The following is a 20,385-nucleotide window of genomic DNA, read 5'->3' on the forward strand; positions in this document are numbered from 1 at the left end:
ATTAATTACTCTTGCGCTGGCGGAATAGTACGTGAATGTGTTTAGCGCCTGTAGGTGGTGTAAGTATCTGAACAAGTTCCCAGCCTTTATCATAACTTTCTATCATTGATTTAAGACTGAGGATTTTCTCTTCAGCGGAATTTTTCCTGGCATCATCAAGATCTTCATCTGATTGCCATGGGAATGATTCAAGCCTGAAATTAAACTGCGTTTTATTATCGCCTATTTTAACTTCAACTTCTGCAATATCTTTTCCGGCAAAGTGCGGAATGGGGACACATATCTCACTCATGTTTTTTTCCTTTCCATAATTTTTGTTTATTCACTTCGTAATGATTCTACCGGATTTGCCAATGCTGATTTAATCGACTGATAGCTGACAGTTAACAATGCTATGAGCGTTGCGATGAGACCAGCAGTTATAAAAGTAAATACATCTATTGATGTTCTGTATGCGAAACTTTCCAGCCAGTTATTCATAACAAAGTATGTAACAGGCCAGGCTATAAGGTTTGCAAGAATAACCAGAATTAAAAACTCTTTTGACAATAGCCCTACTATCCCCGTAACAGATGCACCGAGAACTTTTCTTATACCAATTTCTTTTGTCCGCTTTTCAGCAGTGAATGATGCCAGCGCAAATAATCCAAGACATGCTATAATTATTGCCAGCAGTGAAAAGTATCCGATCAATGAGCCGAGGTTATCCTGTGATTTATAAAGATAATCAAGGTTGTCATTGAGAAAAGAATATTCAAAGGGATATTCAGGGAAATAGGATGACCATGTTTTTTCAAGGTAACTTAGTGTTGAATTAATTTCGTTAGTGGAGACTTTCACCGCAAAAAACTTTTTAAAGAAGCCGATAAAAGGTTTTGCAGGCATATCGAGAACAAACGGACCGATAGGTTCAACAAGAGAGACAAAATTAAAATCCCTGAAAACTCCGATAACACGTTCCTGTCCGAGCGGTGTATAAAATTGTTTGCCGATCGCTTCATCCGGTGAACCCCATCCTAAATGTCTCACCATCGATTCATTTATCAGCAGCCCAAGTGAATCATCCGTTATTATTTCTTTGGAAAAATTTCTTCCGGCAATAATTTTAATATCAAATGTTTCAACAAATTTTTCATCCACCATCAATGCAGGAAAGTAAATCCATTTGCCGGCTTCCATTCCTTCATAATTAAACTCGTGAGTGTTGTGGTGTTCACCTATAATTTCATTCATAACAGTGAAGTTCCGGATGTTATGATTCCTTAAAACCTCTTCTTTAAAACTTTCTGCTTTTGGAATTATCGGAGGACGTGTAGGCATTACTATCACCTGCGATTTATCGAAACCAAGATCAGCATTACGCAGAAAATTTAGTTGATCGTAAATGATCATTGTACTGATTATTAATCCAAGTGAGATTGTGAATTGAATGATCACCAGACCTTTTCTGAAGAATTCACTTTTCATTCCCAGTTTCTTTGTGCCTTTTAGTACAGTAGCCGGTTCAGCTGATGAAAGAAAAAATGCCGGATAAATCCCCGCGATCAATCCGACAATAACTCCGAATATTATTAAGCCGGCGACAATCATTGGCTCTGACCAGAATGCTGCGGAAAGATCTTTGCCCGATAAACTGTTGAAGAGCGGTAAGAGTATTTCTATAAAAAGAATTGACACACAAACCGCGATAAGACTCATCAAAACTGATTCACCTAAAAACTGTTTGATAAGCTGAATGCGGTTTGCTCCAAGTACTTTTCTCATTCCGACTTCACGCGCACGGTTAACAGATTTGGCTGTTGCAAGGTTCATAAAATTAATACAGGCGATGAATAGTATCAGAAATCCTATGATACCGAAAATGTATATATCGGCTTCATCACCATTTGGCTGCATTTCATAATCCAGGTCTGATTTTAAATGAATATCAGTTAACGGCTGCAGGTAATGAGTGATCTGCGGTTTAATAAACGCAGGATAATATTTCTGTATAAACTCCGGAAATTGCGCTTCAAGTTCTTTTGGATCGATGTTCTCTTTTAGCAGAACATAAGTCCAGTTAGGGTTCCACACCCAGTTGTTATTTATCCCCTGTCCGTAAATATTGTAAACTGTTGTGAAGGAGATCAGGCATTCAAAATTGAAATGAGATTGAGAAGGCAGTTCATCAAACACTCCTGTCACTTTAAGACTGAATTGACCTTCAAATAACATGGTTTGATTTAAAGGATCAGAATCACCGAAATATTTTCTCGCAAGTTCTTTAGTAAGTATTATAGAGTTTGGACTTGCTAAAGCTGTTGAAGGATTACCTTGCGCCAGCGGAAAATCAAATACTTTAAACAAGGTTGAGTCTGCGAAATAAATTTTCTTCTCATTTATTTTTTTATCACCGACCTGCAGAGTTAATGACGGAGCCTGGAAGTTAAAGAACCGGACGTATGCTTCAATCAGATGCGGATAATCATTATAAAGTGTAGGTCCCACCGGGAAAGGATTGCTTGATGATTCTTCACCTTGACCTTCGGTATCAATTTTTTCAATTACCCTGTAAATCCTGTCTTTCTTTGAATGAAACCTGTCGTAACTAAGTTCATCACTTACAAAAAGAAATATTAATACCACACAGGTAATTCCGATTATCAGCCCGGCAATATTAATTGCGGAATGAATTTTATTCTTCAAAAGATTTCTGAAAGCAATCTTTAAATAATTTTTAAACATCCTTATTCCTGAATAATTTTTTTATTCATTGCGTAATGCGTCCACCGGATTTGAAACCGCGACTTTAATTGCCTGGTAGCTGACAGTACTGATAGCAATAAGCAGTGCAAGTAATCCGGCAATGATGAACATTGTAACATTGGGTGAAATTCTGTATGCAAACTGTTCAAGCCAGCTTGTTGTAATGTAATATGCTACAGGCCAGGCGATGATGTTAGCAAGCAATACCCATCTTGTAAAATCTTTAGAAAGCAGGTAAACAATTGTCGGAGTTGTTGCACCCAATACTTTTCTTATACCAATTTCTTTGCTTCTTCTTTCAGCGGTGAATGCTGCAAGTCCGAACAAACCTAAACAAGCTATAAAAATTGCCAGCACAGAAAATGCTGTAAAGATTTCACCGGTGCGTTGTTCGGTTCTGTATAACTGGTCAAAACTTTCATCAAGGAAGTAATAAATAAAAGGTTTGTCAGGGACAAATTCTTCCCATTTCGATTCTATGAAAGAAACTGTTTTCGCGATATCACCGGGCTTTAATCTTACACACGTGTAAGCATTCTCAGTCGATCTGAAAAATATAGTCAATGGTCTGATTGACTGATGAAGAGATTCAAAATGAAAATCTTTAACCACACCTATAATTGTAAACGGAATACTTTCCTCAGGAGTCGGTCCTAACAACAACAATCTTTTACCTACAGGGTCTGTTAAATTCATAAGTTTGACTGCTGTTTCATTAATTATTATGGCAGAAGTATCCGACGGAAATTCTTTTGAAAAATATCTTCCTTCAGATAGTTCAATTCCAAGTGTTTTATCAAAACCGTAACCCGAAACCGAAGTTGATAAAGGAAATTTAGATTCAGCAGGTTTGTCTTCGGGCTGAAATACAGTTTGACCATAAATTTCTCCCGGCATTGAACCTGAATTGCTGGCACTAATAATATTGGGATTGTTTAGTAACTCATTTCTGAATGATTCTGCTTTACTTTCAAGGCCCCATGATCTTTCGATTACCAGTACATGTTCTTTATCAAATCCTAATCGTTTTTCTCTTACAAAATTCAGTTGATTATAGACTACTATTGTTCCTACAAACAGTATTATTGAAATTGAAAACTGGAATACCACAAGCCCGCTTCTTAACCATGAACTTTTTTTGCCTGAACCTGATTTACCTTTTAATACTTCAATCGGCTGAAAGTGTGATAAATAAAATGCCGGGTAACTGCCTGCAATTATTCCTACAATAACCGCAATGAGTAAAAGCATTGGAATAGAATTCCAATCAGTAAAATAAGCTGTCTCCAATTCTTTACCCGATACCTGGTTGAAAAGAGGAAGAAGAAGTTCAACAAAAGTAACGGCAAGTATAACCGAAATTGAACTGAGCAAAACTGATTCAGTCAAAAACTGTCTTACAAGCTGGTAAATATTTGATCCGAGTACTTTCCTTATTCCGACTTCCTTTGATCTCATCGATGATCTGGCGGTTGCAAGATTCATAAAATTTATGCAGGCGATAAGAAGTATAAACACCGCAATTATTGAAAAGATATATACGTATTCGATATTGCCGTTCGGTTCAAGTTCATAATCAAGTGCAGATTTTAAATGAATATCTTTTAATGCCTGAATGTGTAGATCATATTTGTTGCCAAGTTCTTCAAGTTTTTCAAAACTAACTCCCATAGCTTGCGCCATTTGAGGACCTACATATTTTTTAACAACATCAGGAAGTTTTTTTTCAAATTCCCCGGCTGGATACCCTTCTTTGAACAAGACGTAAGTATAAAAATTATTGCTTATCCAATATGTGCTTCTGCTGTGTTCCAGCGTTGTCATCGAAGCAATCATATCGTAATGAAAATGTGAGTTGGGTTTGCAGTCTTCAACTACCGCTGTGACTTTGTACAATTGTCCGTTTTCAAATATTAAGTTTTTTTCAATCGGATCTTCTTCACCAAAATATTTTTTTGCGGATGATTCAGTAAGAACAAGATAATGCGGTTGTGTAAGTGCTGTTTTAGGATCACCTTCGATAACCGGAATTGTAAAAACATCAAATAAAGTTGAGTCAGCCCATAAGAACCTGTTTTCTGTGAAAACTTTATCTTCATACCTGATCAACATATTTTGCGATGGCTGCAACCGGACATAATTTTCAACCTCGGGATAATCCTGCACAAGTGCCGCACCCATCGGCGCTGAACTAACTGCAAAGTTCAGTTTGTTATTGCCGAGCATTGCATCAGCGTACACCCTGTAAATCCTGTCGACATTTTTATGATGCAGATCAAAACTCAGTTCGTCCTGTACATAAAGTAGTATAAGCAGGCAGGCAGTTGTACCGGTGGCAAGTCCAAGAATATTTATTAATGAATATGCTTTGAATTTGATCAGGTTTCTAAACGCTATTTTAAGATAGTTCTGAATCATTATTTTCTCCGTATCCTGAAAATTTTCCCCGGTTAATAATTAATTTTCAATCCATCCATCATTCAGTTTAATTATTCTGTCACCGAACGATGCGTTAAATTCTGAATGAGTAACCTGTATAATCGTTTTACCTTTGTTATTCAGGTTCTTTAATAATTCCATAATTTCTTTTCCCTGGTCGGAGTGAAGATTTCCCGTAGGTTCATCCGCTAGAATTAATTCAGGCTCACCGATTATTGCACGCGCAATAGCAGTTAACTGCTGATGCCCGCCTGAAAGCTGTTCGGGAAAAAGATCTTTCTTCGCTACGATATTAAACCTGTCAAGCAGATCAGCAATCCTGCTTTTTCTTTCTTCACCCGGAACCTTTTGATAAAGCAGAGGCATTTCAAGGTTCTCATAAACTGTTAACTCGTTTATAAGATGAAAACTTTGAAATACAAAACCGATCTTTGATTTATGCAATTCGGTTAACTGTTTTTCATTAAGCTTGTGCACCGCTTCTTCATTAAAAAAGTATTCGCCCTGGTATTCTGAATCAAGCATACCCAGTATATAGAGCAATGTTGATTTGCCTGAACCGGAGGGACCCATGATCGATACAAATTCTCCCTGCTTTATATCAATATTAATGTTCCTAAGTACAAATGCTTTTGAAAACTTATTGGAGTAATGCTTTTCTAAACTTTTTACTTTGATCATAATTATTCATTCCTAAGTGATTCAACCGGGTTAGCAATCCCGGCTCTGACAGCATGCATGCTGACAGTGATTAACGCTATGATGAGTGCTGTTGTACCGGCAAACAGAAATACAGTTATATCTAAATTAATTCTGAAAGCAAATCCCTCAAGCCAGTTATTCATTACAAAGAAAGCAACCGGCCATGCTATGATGTTCGCTATTAAAACCCACAAAGCAAATTCTCTTGATAGGAGTATTATAATTTCAGGAACAGATGCGCCAAGAACTTTTCTTATTCCGATCTCTTTGGTTCTTTGTTCAGTAACAAATGCAGCAAGACCAAAAAGTCCGAGGCATGCTATAAAAATTGCAAGCACGGAAAAGATTGAAGTGATTGATGCGGTTTTTTCTTCACGTTCATAAAGTGAAGCAAGATGTTCATCAACAAATGAATAATTGAAGTACTCATTGTTTGTAAATTCATCCCATACACTCTCAAGGTAACTTATAGTTGCCTGCATGTTTTCAGGTCTGATTCGAACTGAAATAGTGCCGGAATTTTCTACTTCGGGGTTTAAAATGATAACTAAAGGACGAACCTTTTTGTGCAGAGTTTCATAATTGAAGTCTTTAACAACTCCTATTATCGAATATGATTTTGCATCCGAATAACTTTTTATCTGGTTCAGAGTTTTCCCGAGTACATCGGTCGTTCCAAAATCAATCAATGCCGCTTCATTAACAAGTAGATTTAAAGTATCAGACGGAAATTCTTTTGAAAAAAATCTTCCGGATGCCAGTTCGATCTGGTATGTATTTAGAAAATCATAATCTGCCTGAACAACCTGCATAGGTATTGGCTCTGTGCTTGTTGTCTGGTTAAAGATATAACCATGACCCGGTATGCCGGGATCAAACATCCGCGCTGAATTTGTAACGCTTACAACTCCGGGATTTTTTAGAAATTCATTTTTTAATGCTTCAATTTTATTTTGAAGAAATCCGGTTAAACCTGGTTTGTGTATTAATACCAGTTGATCTTTTTTAAATCCAAGATTTTTATCCTGCATAAAGTCCAGCTGATTTTTAATAACCATTGTGCCGACAAGCATTAAAATGGATACAGAAAATTGAACGACTACTAATGAATTGCGGAAATAACTTTTTCTTCTGCCTGTTGATGAACCTGATTTTAAAACATGTATCGGCTGGAATGAAGAGAGATACAGAGCGGGATAACTTCCAGCAAGTACCCCGACCAAGAGAGCAAAACCACTAAGTAATAGAATGGTGTAAGGACTGCTGAACAGGTTTAATTGAAGGTCCCTTCCGACAAACCTGTTAAATGAAGGCAGAGTTAATTCAAGCAAAGCAAGTGCAATAATTATTGCTATAACACTCATCAGAATTGATTCAATAAAAAACTGGAGCATAAGTTTCAGCTTACTTGAACCAAGCGTCTTTCTTATCCCTACTTCTTTTGCTCTTCTTTCAGATCTTGCTGTAGCAAGGTTCATAAAATTAATGACGGCGAGTAGCAATATGAAAACCGCAATCGCTGAAAATGCATAAGTGTATGATGCATTGCTTGTCCTTACATCACCCCATTCAGTGTTCGGATCAATTCCATATTCATCTGAATACAGATATATATCTTCGAACGGCTGAAGAAAGAACCTGTATTCATTTCCATTGTTAAGAACTTCTTCAAGCGATACACCAAGTGCAGCCTGAACCTGTGAACCGACATACTCAGGTGTAGCTTTATTAATTTTTTCTTCAAGGATTTTTGGATCAGTTCCATTCTTTAAAACAATGTACGTACTGTACCATGATTCAAGCCATATTGGTTCATCAATAATCGGGTAAGTAATTATTGAAGCTAAAATTTCACACCTGAAGTGTGAATTTTGCGGAAAAGGATTTATAACTCCTGTTACTTTGTAACCGCCTTTCTGATCTGAAACAAGAATTTTACCTATCGGGTTTTCATCACCAAAATATTTTTGCGCTATCTTTTCTGTTATTACAATTGAGTTCGGCTGGGTTAATGCTGTTTTTGCATCGCCTCTGATAAAAGTTAAACTGAACACATCAAAAAAAGTTGAATCAACCCAGTAGATGCTCCATTCCCTGTGCGACTTTTCCCCGTACTCAAAAATCTGGTTGCCGAAATATCCTATTCTTGCGTATGTCTCTAATTCAGGAAAATCCTTTAACAGAGTTGGTCCTAACGGTCCGGCAGTTTTAGAACCAATTGCCTCGGTTCCATTAAGTACGATCTTCAATCCGGCACGATAAATATTTTCTGAATTGTTATAACCTTTATCATAACTCAGATCGTCATAAACGAATAGTGCAAGCGTAATAAAACAGGTAAGACCAACAGCAAGTCCTACAATATTTATTACCGAAGAAACTTTTTCTTTCTTCAGATTCCTGAGTGATATTCTTAAATAATTCCGTAACAACTTTTATCCCCGTTACTTAATTACACGTGAAATTTTTCTTTATAATTTTCCGTTACTACATGTCCATCGAACAAATGAATAACACGGTTGCCATATTCTGCGTATGTAGGTGAATGTGTTACCATTACAATTGTAGTTCCGTTTGAATTGAGAGTTGTAAGAAGATTCATTACTTCATCGCCTCTTGCTGAATCAAGATTACCGGTTGGTTCATCCGCCAGAATTAATTTCGGGTTACCGACAATTGCACGACCAACTGCGACTCTCTGCTGCTGACCGCCGGATAATTGCTGGGGAAAGTGATTTGCACGGTGCATTATTTCCATTTTCTCCAATGATTCATTCACTTTAATTTTTCTTTCTGATGTGGAGTGACCGAGATATAACAAAGGAAGCTCGACATTTTCATAAACTGTTAATTCGTCAATCAGATTAAAACTTTGAAACACAAACCCGATATTTTCTTTTCGCATCTGCGCGCGCTGACGTTCTGAATACTTAGATACTTCCTTGTCAAGAAAATAAAATTCACCTTCGCTCGGATTATCAAGTAAACCAAGTATGTTCAGCAGAGTTGATTTGCCACAGCCAGATGGGCCCATTATTGAGACAAATTCTCCTTTTTCAATTTCGATATTCACATTGTTTAATGCGGTCGTTTCAACTTCTTCAGTTGTGTAGATTTTTTTCAGGTTTGCAGTCTTTAACATTTGGATGCTCCTTTTTAATTATTAATTCCTGTTTTTATTTTAAAACTAATTTTTCAATATCCCTGTAATTTTCATAAGAAGATGTAACTACTTTTTCACCTTCTTTTAATCCTTCTAACACTTCAAATACCTGTGAGTTCTGACGACCCAGTTTTATATCGCGGCGTATTGCGAAGTCTCCTGAATTATCAACAACAAAAATCCATTGTCCGCCTGTTGTCTGATAAAAGCCTCCTCTTTCAACAGTGAGAGCATTAGATAATTCACCGAGCTCAAGCCGTATCTGAAGTGTTTGTCCGCGTCTTATAGTTGTAGGCACTGTACCAGTAAAATGCATGTCCACTTCAAATCTGCCGTTGGCAACCTGGGGGTACACTGTCTTAATAATCAGGTTATAGGTTTCTCCAGCAAAAGTAAATTCGCCGGTCTGCCCGGGATTTACTCTTGCAATGTAATGTTCATCGATCGATGCTCTTACTTTAAATGAATCGATCACATCAATCTGTCCAAGATTTTGTCCCGGAGAAATTGACTGACCAATTTCGGCGCGAAGAGAAGTTAACTGACCTTTGATCGGGGCGCGAACAGTAAGATTTTCAAGCTGAGTTTTTGTCACGCCAAGATTTTGCTGAAGCTGCTGAACTGAAATTTCAAGTTGATTTATTTGTTCAGCTCTGAATATCGAATCCTGGCGGTATGTTTCCATAGTCAGGGCTTTTTTCCGTACCATATATTCGAACTGATCTTTGGAAAGATCGTATTCATTTTTCGAAATAAGATTCTTTTCAAAAAGTTTTGTGTTATTCTCATAAACTCTTTTGCGTTCGAGTATCTGGTAATCGAGATCAAGCAGCTGACCCTGCAGGTTTAATTTATTTTGTTCAAATGCTAATCGTGTACTTCGCAAGCTATTGATCTGCTGGAAGACATTTGCTTCGTTATAGATAATACTGAGTGTTAATTGCGCGTTGTCAAACTTTACGATTGGATCTCCTGCATTAACAAATGCGCCTTCTTCAACAAATCTTTCAACTACTCTTCCTCCGTCACTTACATCGAGAAAGAAAGTTTGAATTGGCTGTACTGTTCCTGTAATTGGTATAAATTCCTGGAATGGTTCATACTTAACCGAACCGATAGTTATTTTTTCATTGTCAACATTAAGTCTTGTGCTTTTATCACCCAAAACAAAATTGTAAAGAACTACAATGATAAAAACCGATCCTAATCCGGTTATTATTATTTTTTTAGGCGTCCAATTTTTCTTTTCTATTTTTCTGTCCATCTGATTCTCCACAATAGAATTACCGGAAAATATACCTGGCTAAACCCAATTTTTGTGCCCTTTAATCAAATACGAATGGATTTTGTATCTCAGATATAAACCATCTGTCATGAAAATTAACCGGATTTTGCAGCTGGAGTGAACGACATTATAAATGACTGTCCGCATTCGTTACACTAATGTTCGAATACGCACATATTACCGGAAGGTTAATGAATTGATTTCTTTTTTTTATGTGAATTAATTACGACTCTCAGGCAAAAGTATGATGATGCTTTACGCTTCTGAAATCTTTCTCATGGGAAACACCGAGATTCTTCTGGCAGTTTGTACAAATGTACATGTAGCGAATTCCAACCGAGGAAACAATTTTGCAAACCCATGCAAATGAAATTTCTTTCCTGCAATGCGGACATGTAGTTTTGATTTCTTCTTTTTCCAGTTCTTTAATCATCAAATCCTCAATACCGGTTAGACTCGTTAGATAGAAAATAGTTACATGGGATTAAATAAAATTAGCCATTCCTGTGCCACAAAATAAAATCATGAACTATTTGTGCGTATGGTTTTTGATTGCAAAAATATTATCCGTTTTTGAATCCACATTTACATTTAAATTTCAGTAACTTTCTTGTTAAGAAATGATTATTTATTACCTATTTCTGGCGAGCTAATCTGCATGGAAAAAAGTTCAGGACGAGTATTGATCGTCGATGATAACGAAGACATTCTGCTTGCAGCAAAATTATTGCTCAAACCACATGCCTCTTATATTTATACAGAAAAGAATCCTGAAAATATTCCCCAATTAATAAAATCAGAAAACTTCGATGTTATTTTCCTTGATATGAATTTTACTCAGGATATGACAAGCGGACAGGAAGGATTTTTCTGGCTTAAGGAAATATTTAAGTATGATGCCGCCGCAATTGTAATTCTGATAACAGCATACGGCGATGTTGAAACAGCAGTAAGAGCTGTAAAAGAAGGTGCCACAGATTTTGTTTTGAAACCATGGCAGAATGAAAAATTCCTTACAACGTATTCTGCTGCATTGAAGCTGAGATATTCTCAACTGGAAACGAATAATCTACGTCAAAGACAGAAGCTGATGCAGGATGATTTCAATAAAAAATTTCCCGAGCTTATCGGAAACTCTCCTGCAATGCAGAATATTTTTCATACAATCGAAAAAGTTGCTTCAACAGATGCAAATGTACTGATACTTGGTGAAAACGGAACGGGAAAAGAACTTGTAGCACACGCACTTCATAAACAATCACGACGTTCAGGCGAACCATTCATAAATGTTGATATGGGAGCCATTACCAAAACTTTATTCGAAAGTGAATTATTCGGACATGTTAAAGGTGCATTTACAGACGCAAGAGAAGATAGACCGGGTAGATTTGAAATTGCTTCTGGAGGTACATTATTTTTAGATGAGATCGGGAACATTCCGCCGGAACTGCAATCTAAATTGCTAACCGTACTTCAAAGCAGAACAGTTGCAAGAGTCGGCGCAAACAAAAGCAAATCGTTTGATATAAGATTAATATGTGCTACGAACATGCCGATTTATCAAATGGTTTCTGAACAAAAATTCAGACAGGATTTATTGTACAGGATAAATACAATCGAAATAACATTACCCCCATTGAGAGAAAGGACCGAAGATATTCCCCTGCTTACTGATCACTTCCTTTCTGTCTATACAAGGAAGTACAATAAACCCGATCTGAAAATAAATGAAAAGACAATAAATAAACTTATTCATTATTCCTGGCCCGGAAATATTCGTGAACTTCAGCATGCACTTGAAAGAAGTGTCATTTTATGTGAAAGTGATGAACTGCTGCCTTCAGATTTTTTTCTGCAGGGTGCAATTACAAACGAAGAAAAATTTATTGTTGATAATTACAATTTAGAAGAAGTCGAAAAAATGGTGATAAAAAAAGTTATTACTGATAATGAAGGTAATATTACAAAAGCCGCTAAAGAACTCGGGCTGACAAGAACATCACTTTACAGGAGAATGGAAAAATACGGTCTATAATTTCACAGGTTGATAAAAAAATTTAACTAATGAAGTCTTTCAGAATTAAAGTTGTTATCCGGGTACTGCTTCTTGCAATAACAATATTCCTGTTGTTCTATCTTTACCAGCAGGGAGTTTTTGCTGCGACATTAATTATTATTTCTGTAATAGTTGCACTCCAGATCATATCACTGATAAGATTTGTAGAAACCACTAACCGTGAGTTGAGTAAATTCTTTCTTTCCGTTAAACACTCTGATTTTTCGCAATCATTTCTTAAACAGGATCTTGGTCCGACTTTCAATGAATTAAGCAACTCACTATCAAACGTGATCAACCAGTTCCAGATTGCGCGCTCAGAAAAAGAAGAACATTTTCAATACCTGCAGACTATAGTTAAGCATATCGGAACCGGTATGATCTCTTTTCGTGATAACGGACAGATTGAATTAATGAATGATGCCGCAAAAGAATTACTCGGTACATCTGAAATAAAAAATATTCAAAGTCTTTCGGCTTACAATGAAAATTTTGTTCAGACATTAAAGAATATTAAATCCGGCGAACGCGAGCTCTTGAAAATCGAGACGGATAAAAAAATAATTGAGCTTTCATTATTTGCAACTGAATTTAAACTGAGGAATACGCGATTCACGCTGGTTACATTGCAGGATATAAGCAGCGAACTTGAGCGGGAAAGGCTTTCGAGTGAACTTGAAATTGCAAGGCAGGTTCAAAGAAGACTTCTACCGACTTCAAATCCTAATGTAAAAGGCTATTCAATTGCTGGCTTATGTATCCCTGCGAATGAAGTCGGCGGAGACTATTATGATTTCATACAGATAGATGAAAACAAACTTGGTTTTGTAATTGCCGATGTTTCCGGCAAAGGATTGCCAGCCGCATTCTATATGACTCTTACTAAAGGTATTTTTCAATCATTCGCAAAGAGTAAATTATCACCTAAAGAAGTACTCATCAAAATAAACTCCCTGCTTTACAGCACAATTGAACGCGGTTCATTTGTAACAATGTTTTATGGTGTTTTAGATATATCCTCAGGAAAATTTCAACTGGCAAGAGCCGGACACGAGCCTGCTATATTTGTAAGTGAAAAAGAAAAACAAACAACTTTTATAAGACCGCAGGGGCTCGGATTGGGACTTGAGGATGGTCATGTTTTTGCACAAAGCATTGTTGAAACTGAACTTCAGTTAAATGATGGCGATTTGCTTTTCTTTTATACCGACGGATTTACTGATGCAAGGAACAGGCTTAGCGAAGAATTTGGTAAGGATAGTATTTTAAGTTTAATGAATCGTGTAAACGGACTGAGTTCAGAAGATCTTGTCCGCGCTGTGTCAAATGAAATTTCAAATTACTCCCGCGGTGTTCCGCAATTTGATGATATGACTTTTATAGCAGTTAAAACAGATAACAAATCCTGATGAGGGATGATGATCCTTTCAAAATTCCGCTCGATAATTATTTTTCGGATCTCACTAATCAGCATAAACCTGCTGGTAATATTTTATCTGATTTTCGCCACTGAATTACTTGCCAGCATTATCATTCTGTCTGCTGCGGGTATTTACCAGTTAGTTTCCTTATTCAGATATGTTGACAAAACAAACCGGGAGTTATCGAAATTCCTTGGATCAATTAAGCATTCGGATTTTTCGCAGATTTTTTCTACAAGAAACCTGGGCGGATCATTTAAAGAACTGGGAAGTGAGTTTAATGATATCATAAACCGTTTTCAGTCGACACGTAAAGAGAAAGAGGAAAACCTCCGCTATCTTTATACAGTAATCCAGCATGTTGGTATTGGGTTGTTTTCATTCGACAGTGACGGGAAAATTGAGTTTATAAATAATGCAGCAAAAAAAATATTAAAGGTAAGCCAGCTCATTTCAATTGATTCATTAAAAAGTATTAATAAATCTCTTGCTGAAAAAATCGAGAGTCTGAACTCCGGAGAAAAAACCATCGTTAAATATGTTGAGGATAATGAGCTTGTTCAGCTTATGGTTCACGCTTCTTCATTTAAACTGAAGAACCAGATTTATACAATTGTGTCTCTGCAGAATATTCAGAGTGAAATGGAAGAACAGGAAATGGATGCATGGCAAAAATTAATCCGTGTGTTAACCCATGAAATCATGAATTCCATTACACCAATCTCATCCCTTGCTGCAACAGCAAACAAAATCCTTTCTGATTTTTCCGGTTCACATAATGATATAAACAAAGAAGAACTTGAGGATATCATTTCGGCAAATAATACAATTCTTAAAAGAAGTGAAGGACTGCTTCACTTTGTAAATAATTACAGGAATCTCACTAAAATCCCGAGACCGGTATTTCAAATTATCTCAATAAAAAAGCTGTTTGAACGAATCGAAACCCTGATGAAAAAAGAATTGAAGGAACAAGGCATCGATTTTAATTGTGAAGTTGATCCCCTTTCTCTTGAGTTAACTGCTGACCCTGATTTAATTGAACAGGTTCTGATTAATCTTATTATAAACTCGCAGCACGCATTAAAGGATATTAGGAATGCAAAAATTTCATTGACAGGTTCACTTGATGATAAAGGAAAAATTCTTATCAAGGTTATGGATAACGGTTCAGGAATACCGGAAGATGTACAGGAGAAAATTTTTATACCTTTTTTCAGTACAAAACGAAACGGCTCAGGAATTGGATTGAGTCTCTCAAGGCAAATAATACGTGCGCATGGAGGAACGATAAGGGTTAATTCGGTTGTAGGAAAAGAAACGGTTTTTAGTTTAAGGTTCTGAAATCCTATCGCAGTATGTTGATAAAATATCCTTTCTGGTTTAAGTAATCCCTGTGCTTTTCAATATATTCAAGTATCTGTTCAATGGAAATAATTTTTGCGATACCGTAACGGATGTTGATTCTTTTATCGGCATATATTTCACCTTCATAAGGAATCAGCGGACTATATCTGCCATCACTGCTTAACGCTTCAGGTCGGAGATAATCTTCGTCCTCCTTCGGCACACGCTGAACCATTCCGACAAGTTCAAAATTCGGTACACCGTCTTTTATTGCAAGAACGATTCCACCACTGAATCCCCTGTTTATAATCGCATCGATGAGAAACGATCCATGTTCATCGTAATTCGGACTGCTTACAATTGCTTTTGTAATCATCTTATAACTTAAAGGATATCCGAAAAGATAAACGAAGGTTCCCCACTCAAGTGTTTTCGCGGTTCCATAAGGAAACTTTAAAGTTTTTAGCCTTGTAACAAAATCAGGACTGTACCTGTTTCCAATGATTGCTAAATCAAGATTCCTGTCAGACAAGATAACTTGCAGTTCGCCGCCTCCCGGAAAACCGGCAATGTAAGTAGTCTGTTTATCTTTTATTGAAATGCTCTCAACAAACTGTGTCACTTTTCCGTCTGCAGTATGTTTGTAACCGATTATTGTATCGGGAAAGTCAACCACGTGCGAACATGTTAACAACGCAACTGATGAATTTTCAGTCGAGATTAGTGTTGCAGTTCCAGCAGCCGTCTGATCATACAGTGCTGTTTTTATTGCTCTGTTCTTTAATACGTCTTCAGTGACTTCTGACATTCTAAGTTTTGATTCAGTGTCAAAGATGTATGTGTAGTAAAATGCCGTGCTGTTTATTCTGTAAACTGATTGCCCTATTTCTTCCAGTTCAGCGGAACTTCCTTTATATGGAAATTCACTGTCATACTTTCCGTCATCTAAAGTAGGAAAAATTGTTTTATATGTTACTGTTGAACAGGAATAGTTCATCAGCATCACAAACAACAACAATAAACAAGCTGTAGATTTTTTCATTTTATTTTTTTAGTTAACAAAAATTCTTCTCAACTTATTGAACCGGCTAATGGAATTGTAAAAGAAAAAGTACTTCCTTCATTCTCCCTGCTTGCGACCTTTAGACTGCCGCCAAGTTTCTCAATCATTTCTTTGCATATAATTAATCCCAATCCGGTTCCTCTTTCCTCTTCAGTTCCTGTAGTAGAATGATGACTATCAATTTTGAACAGTTTTTCGATATCCGATTTTTTTATTCCCACTCCACTGTCGTTTACAGAAATTTCAACAAAGTTGTTCAGCATAGTTGTGTTGATTATCACTTCTGAATTTCTTTTTGAAAATTTAATCGCATTCGAAAGTAAATTTTCAAGTACCGAGTTAAGCATATTTGTGTCAGCAAACGCAATAATATTTTCCGGGACATTATTAACAATCACTATTTGTTTTGCCACCGCCGAATTGCTCAACAGGTTTATTGAATATAATACTACTTCCCTAAGTTCTGTTTTAATTGGATTAATTTCCATCCGCCCGGATTGTAATCTTGACCACTCAAGTAAATTTTCAATTAGTTTGAACATATAGTGAGCAGAAAGATTTATCCTTTCAGCCATATTTTTCTTTTCCGTGTCGGATAAATTATCAAACTCTGCAACAAGCATATTAGAGAATCCAAGCAATCCATGAAAAGGACTACGCAGATCGTGAGCAAGTATGGAAAAGAATTTATCTTTAGCATCATTTGTTCTTCTCAGCTCTTCTGTCGCTGATTTTAATTGCTCATTTAAACTTGAAAGCTCAAGAGCTTTATCTTCCAGCAGTTCCTTGTTACGTTTCAGTTCAAAAAGATATTTCCCGAGTTTCTCATCATTTGTTTTCCTGTCAGTAATATCCAGGACTATTCCGAAAATTCTTAACGAAGATTTTTTTTCTGAACGAAGTACCTGACCAATATTGTGAAGATATTTTATCTTACCTTCTGAAGTGACTATTCTAAACTCAAAATCAAACTGTGTTTTTTTCTGAAAGGCATTTGTTATACTTTTTATTACGAATGATTTATCATCAGGATGAACAACACGGTACAAACCTTCCAATGAAAAGCAACCTTCGTCGGCACTTCTTTCAAAAATTTTAAATACTTCATCAGAGCAGTGATTATTTTTTCCTGATTTATCGAACTGGTATGTTCCTAAATGAATAAGCTGCTTAGCGAGGGTCATACTAAGGTTAGTTTCATCAGGAATCTTTTCTGAATGTGATTTCTTTTCAATAATCCTCGTCACGGCAGCGAATATTTCATGCTTCTTTTTTGGTTCGCCTGCTGCAGTTATTGTTGTTTCAACCTGTAATGTTTTACGATTTTTGTTTTTTATTGAGTGAATGAATCTATCACTTATGTAATTTTTCCCTGATGAGGTAATGGCTGGAGAATTTTTCATTGATCTTATAAATTTTTTATCTGAACCTAATAATGTTTCTTCAACATATTTTCCTGTCAGTTTGTTCAGGTTTATTCCGGGTATTTTTTTTATCTCACCGGTACAGAAGATTATCTGTAAATGGTTATCGAATATCCAAAGAATATCAGGAAAATTCATAAACATAAATGACAGTGAATCACTGTTAATATTTTTAATGTCGGATTTTTTTTTTTGCTGAGTTGTCTTTCCTGAAGATTTTTTATCAGAGTTGTTTGCCCGTTTTCTGCGACTGTCACTCTCCTTATTTTTAGCGCTGCGACTTTTCACTTATAACCCCATTTATATACTAAAATTTGTTTGATAGCTGAATGATATAATAAAAACATTATAATTTGGAAAACAATTTTATTTTACTGAACTATTTTATTCTGACTCCCGACTACATTAAAATAGTTCACAGTACATGTTGATTAGCAAGGTTGCTTGCTCATTACTTGTTCACAGAAATAAAAAATTTCAGTGACAATCTTTTAACTAATTATAAGATATATTTTATATCCCTGCGTAGCAAACTCTATCCCGATACATCACAACTATTGTGTTAAGCAAACTGTTAACATCAATCAATTAATTCTCAATTAATATCTCAGCTAATAACTGAAGCAACTCCTGTTTTTCAAACGGCTTTGCAAGGTAGTGGGTTAGTCCTTCCGCCAGCAACACTTCTTTATCGCCTGCCATCGCATAGCCCGTGACAGCAACCACCGGAACACTTTCATAGCCGTTTAACTTTCTTATTTCCTTTGCAGTTTCAATTCCGTTTATACCGCCTCCGAGATTAATATCCATCAGTATAACATCATAGTGATTTTGACGCGACAATTCTACGGCTGCCTCACCATTTTCAGCGTGATCAATTGAGTAAATATCTTTTAAGTATAATTCAGTTACCTCTTTGTTTATAAAATTATCTTCTACCAATAATATTCTGAATGGCTGGATTCCCGATTCTTTACTTACATCATCTGCAATCTCTTCCGTGGCTTCAGGAATTTCAATTGCAGGAAACATGATCGTAAAGATGCTGCCTTTACCAATTTCACTTTCAAGATTGATTGTTCCATCCATTGCTTCAACCATTTTTTTTGCAAGCGTTAACCCTAAACCTGTCCCTTCATACCACCTGGAAACGCCTTCACTCGCCTGACGGAATTCCTGGAATATTTTTTCCCTGTCAGTTTCAGCAATTCCAATTCCCGTATCGCTTACTTTCACGGCGGCAAATTTATTTTCACCTGTTTCAACTAAATCAATTGTAATTTCAATTTTTCCGTGCCTGGTAAACTTAAGCGCATTGTCAAGCAGATTATTCAATACCATTATGTACAGTTTATCATCTATAACTGCTGATGCTTTTTTTGATTTAATCAGAATAGAAAACTCAAGACCCTTTTCTTTAGCCGCCTGAATAAATGGAAACATAAGCATTGGAGTGTGTTTGGCTAAATTTATTTCTTCCTTATTAAGATAATTCTCACGTGAAGCAATTTCCGAGAGATAAAGTATTGAGTTTAATGTATTAGTTAGCCGCTTTGAGCTATTAATAATTTTTTGAACCATGTCTGACTGATCAACATCCAGTTCGGTTTCTTTAAGGAATTCCGCAAATCCGATAATACCTACAAGAGGAGTTCTGAGTTCATGACTGATATTCCCAAGCAGATTTGTTTTCAGTTTACTTAATTCCTCCGCTTCATCTTTAGCACGTATCAGCTCTTTCTCAATTGTCTTTCGTCCCGTTATATCTTCTTTAAGTACCAGGAAGTGAGTGATTTCAGTCTCAGTATTTTTTATCGGGGAGATTGAAATCAATTCCCAGTAAAACTCTCCGTTCTTTTTGTTGTTGTAATATTCTCCCGACCATTCATCTCCCGCTTTAATTGATGACCAGATATTTTTGAATTCTTCATCCGGCATTGAAGAAGGTTTTAATTGGATAGGTTCCTTACCAGCTGTTTCATTAAAAGTATATCCGGTTAACTGTGTAAATTTCGGGTTAATATATTCGAGTTTTCCATCTCTCTTGAGTATAGCCACCGCGGCAGGGCTCTGATCTACAGCGCTTGATAACTTGATCAAATCCGCTTCATTCTTTTTCCTCTCAGTTATATCTATTAAAATGCAATGCAGTTGTTTGAACTGCCCGTCATTTGTGAATGCAACTTTCCCCTCCACAGCTATAATGGCTGTTGCCTTATCTTTTTTAACCATCCTGAATTCAACATTACCAAGTACTCCATCGCTCTGAATATTTTTCAAAATTTCTTCGAAGATACTTTTGTCTTCAACCTTTAAAAAATCGACAAAGTATTTTCCAACCATTTCTTTTTCAGTATACCCTAATGTTGAGCATACTGCTTTGTTAACAGCAAGAATTTTTCCATCACTGTCTACAGCCTGGTAGCCCAGCGGAGCGTTATCAAATAAAGACCGGAATCGTTTTTCGCTTTCGGATAGTTCCTTCTGAGTTGTTTCAATTAATTTAAAGTCCCGCTTTATTAATAAATAAAAGAAAAATGCAGTGATGATAATAAAGAACCAGCCTTTGTACATCTGAATAACGGCAAGTGTTTCAAAATCATTTGTAAATGCTACAGCAAGTTTATCGGAAAACAATATCCATAAACCTCCAAGGATCAGGTAGAGCAGTGTGATGCGGAGCGGAAAATAAAACGAAGATTTAATTTCGGTGCGGAATAAATTTCTATTTATCAACATT

The 20,385-nt window shown here is 36.3% G+C and carries 14 protein-coding genes; 3 read left to right on the plus strand and 11 right to left on the minus strand.

Annotated features, from left to right (window positions below; genetic code table 11):
• Position 1: 1 nt before the first annotated feature.
• The 8 genes from IPM56_14355 to IPM56_14390 all read right to left on the minus strand — a co-directional run bounded on the left by IPM56_14355 (position 2) and on the right by IPM56_14390 (position 10,767).
• On the minus strand, positions 2–292 hold the full coding sequence (locus IPM56_14355; GenBank protein QQS35416.1) for a hypothetical protein: 291 nt from the start codon (positions 290–292) through the stop codon (positions 2–4).
• Positions 293–318: 26 nt separating this feature from the next.
• Positions 319–2,724 carry an ABC transporter permease gene (locus IPM56_14360; protein ID QQS35417.1) on the minus strand — a complete coding sequence of 802 codons (2,406 nt, stop codon included), beginning with the start codon at positions 2,722–2,724 and terminating at the stop codon, positions 319–321.
• A gap of 21 nt (positions 2,725–2,745) precedes the next feature.
• Positions 2,746–5,163, minus strand: a complete 2,418-nt coding sequence (locus tag IPM56_14365; GenBank protein ID QQS35418.1) for an ABC transporter permease — start codon at positions 5,161–5,163, stop codon at positions 2,746–2,748.
• A gap of 39 nt (positions 5,164–5,202) precedes the next feature.
• Positions 5,203–5,865 (minus strand): ABC transporter ATP-binding protein, encoded by a 663-nt coding sequence (locus IPM56_14370; GenBank protein QQS35419.1) that lies wholly within the window; start codon positions 5,863–5,865, stop codon positions 5,203–5,205.
• 2 nt (positions 5,866–5,867) lie between these two features.
• Positions 5,868–8,318, minus strand: a complete 2,451-nt coding sequence (locus tag IPM56_14375; GenBank protein QQS35420.1) for an ABC transporter permease — start codon at positions 8,316–8,318, stop codon at positions 5,868–5,870.
• A 20-nt stretch (positions 8,319–8,338) separates the two neighbouring features.
• Positions 8,339–9,028, minus strand: a complete 690-nt coding sequence (locus IPM56_14380) for an ABC transporter ATP-binding protein (protein ID QQS35421.1) — start codon at positions 9,026–9,028, stop codon at positions 8,339–8,341.
• 34 nt (positions 9,029–9,062) lie between these two features.
• Positions 9,063–10,313: an efflux RND transporter periplasmic adaptor subunit gene (locus IPM56_14385; protein QQS35422.1), complete on the minus strand. Its 1,251-nt coding sequence runs from the start codon at positions 10,311–10,313 to the stop codon at positions 9,063–9,065.
• Between the two features lie 253 nt (positions 10,314–10,566).
• Positions 10,567–10,767, minus strand: a complete 201-nt coding sequence (locus tag IPM56_14390; GenBank protein ID QQS35423.1) for a hypothetical protein — start codon at positions 10,765–10,767, stop codon at positions 10,567–10,569.
• A 225-nt stretch (positions 10,768–10,992) separates the two neighbouring features.
• Between IPM56_14390 and IPM56_14395 the strand changes: the two genes are divergently transcribed.
• Genes IPM56_14395 through IPM56_14405 form a run of 3 tightly spaced genes read left to right on the plus strand, consistent with a single transcriptional unit; the run spans position 10,993 to position 15,155 of the window.
• Entirely contained in the window at positions 10,993–12,369 is a 1,377-nt protein-coding gene (locus IPM56_14395; GenBank protein QQS35424.1) for a sigma-54-dependent Fis family transcriptional regulator, read from the plus strand.
• Positions 12,370–12,398: 29 nt separating this feature from the next.
• A complete protein-coding gene (locus IPM56_14400) occupies positions 12,399–13,799 on the plus strand; it encodes a SpoIIE family protein phosphatase (protein ID QQS35425.1) in 1,401 nt (466 codons plus the stop codon).
• 9 nt (positions 13,800–13,808) lie between these two features.
• Positions 13,809–15,155 carry an ATP-binding protein gene (locus IPM56_14405; protein ID QQS38321.1) on the plus strand — a complete coding sequence of 449 codons (1,347 nt, stop codon included), beginning with the start codon at positions 13,809–13,811 and terminating at the stop codon, positions 15,153–15,155.
• A 4-nt stretch (positions 15,156–15,159) separates the two neighbouring features.
• On the opposite strand, the gene IPM56_14410 is transcribed toward IPM56_14405, so the two are convergent.
• From IPM56_14410 to IPM56_14420, 3 genes are all read right to left on the minus strand, one after another.
• Positions 15,160–16,200 carry a trypsin-like peptidase domain-containing protein gene (locus tag IPM56_14410; protein QQS35426.1) on the minus strand — a complete coding sequence of 347 codons (1,041 nt, stop codon included), beginning with the start codon at positions 16,198–16,200 and terminating at the stop codon, positions 15,160–15,162.
• 29 nt (positions 16,201–16,229) lie between these two features.
• Complete coding sequence (locus IPM56_14415; GenBank protein ID QQS35427.1) at positions 16,230–17,933, minus strand: PAS domain-containing protein; 1,704 nt, start codon at positions 17,931–17,933, stop codon at positions 16,230–16,232.
• A 300-nt stretch (positions 17,934–18,233) separates the two neighbouring features.
• Positions 18,234–20,384 (minus strand): PAS domain S-box protein, encoded by a 2,151-nt coding sequence (locus IPM56_14420; protein ID QQS35428.1) that lies wholly within the window; start codon positions 20,382–20,384, stop codon positions 18,234–18,236.
• Position 20,385: the final 1 nt, after the last annotated feature.

This window comes from Ignavibacteriales bacterium, from assembly GCA_016700155.1.
GTDB lineage: Bacteria > Bacteroidota > Ignavibacteria > Ignavibacteriales > Ignavibacteriaceae.

Coding starts and splice junctions, on each gene's coding strand:
- IPM56_14355 (QQS35416.1), bottom strand. CDS start 292: ATGAGTGAGATATGTGTCCCCATTCCGCACTTTGCCGGAAAAGATATT.
- IPM56_14360 (QQS35417.1), bottom strand. CDS start 2,724: ATGTTTAAAAATTATTTAAAGATTGCTTTCAGAAATCTTTTGAAGAAT.
- IPM56_14365 (QQS35418.1), bottom strand. CDS start 5,163: ATGATTCAGAACTATCTTAAAATAGCGTTTAGAAACCTGATCAAATTC.
- IPM56_14370 (QQS35419.1), bottom strand. CDS start 5,865: ATGATCAAAGTAAAAAGTTTAGAAAAGCATTACTCCAATAAGTTTTCA.
- IPM56_14380 (QQS35421.1), bottom strand. CDS start 9,028: ATGTTAAAGACTGCAAACCTGAAAAAAATCTACACAACTGAAGAAGTT.
- IPM56_14385 (QQS35422.1), bottom strand. CDS start 10,313: ATGGACAGAAAAATAGAAAAGAAAAATTGGACGCCTAAAAAAATAATA.
- IPM56_14390 (QQS35423.1), bottom strand. CDS start 10,767: ATGATTAAAGAACTGGAAAAAGAAGAAATCAAAACTACATGTCCGCAT.
- IPM56_14395 (QQS35424.1), top strand. CDS start 10,993: ATGGAAAAAAGTTCAGGACGAGTATTGATCGTCGATGATAACGAAGAC.
- IPM56_14400 (QQS35425.1), top strand. CDS start 12,399: ATGAAGTCTTTCAGAATTAAAGTTGTTATCCGGGTACTGCTTCTTGCA.
- IPM56_14405 (QQS38321.1), top strand. CDS start 13,809: ATGATCCTTTCAAAATTCCGCTCGATAATTATTTTTCGGATCTCACTA.
- IPM56_14410 (QQS35426.1), bottom strand. CDS start 16,200: ATGAAAAAATCTACAGCTTGTTTATTGTTGTTGTTTGTGATGCTGATG.
- IPM56_14420 (QQS35428.1), bottom strand. CDS start 20,384: ATGTTGATAAATAGAAATTTATTCCGCACCGAAATTAAATCTTCGTTT.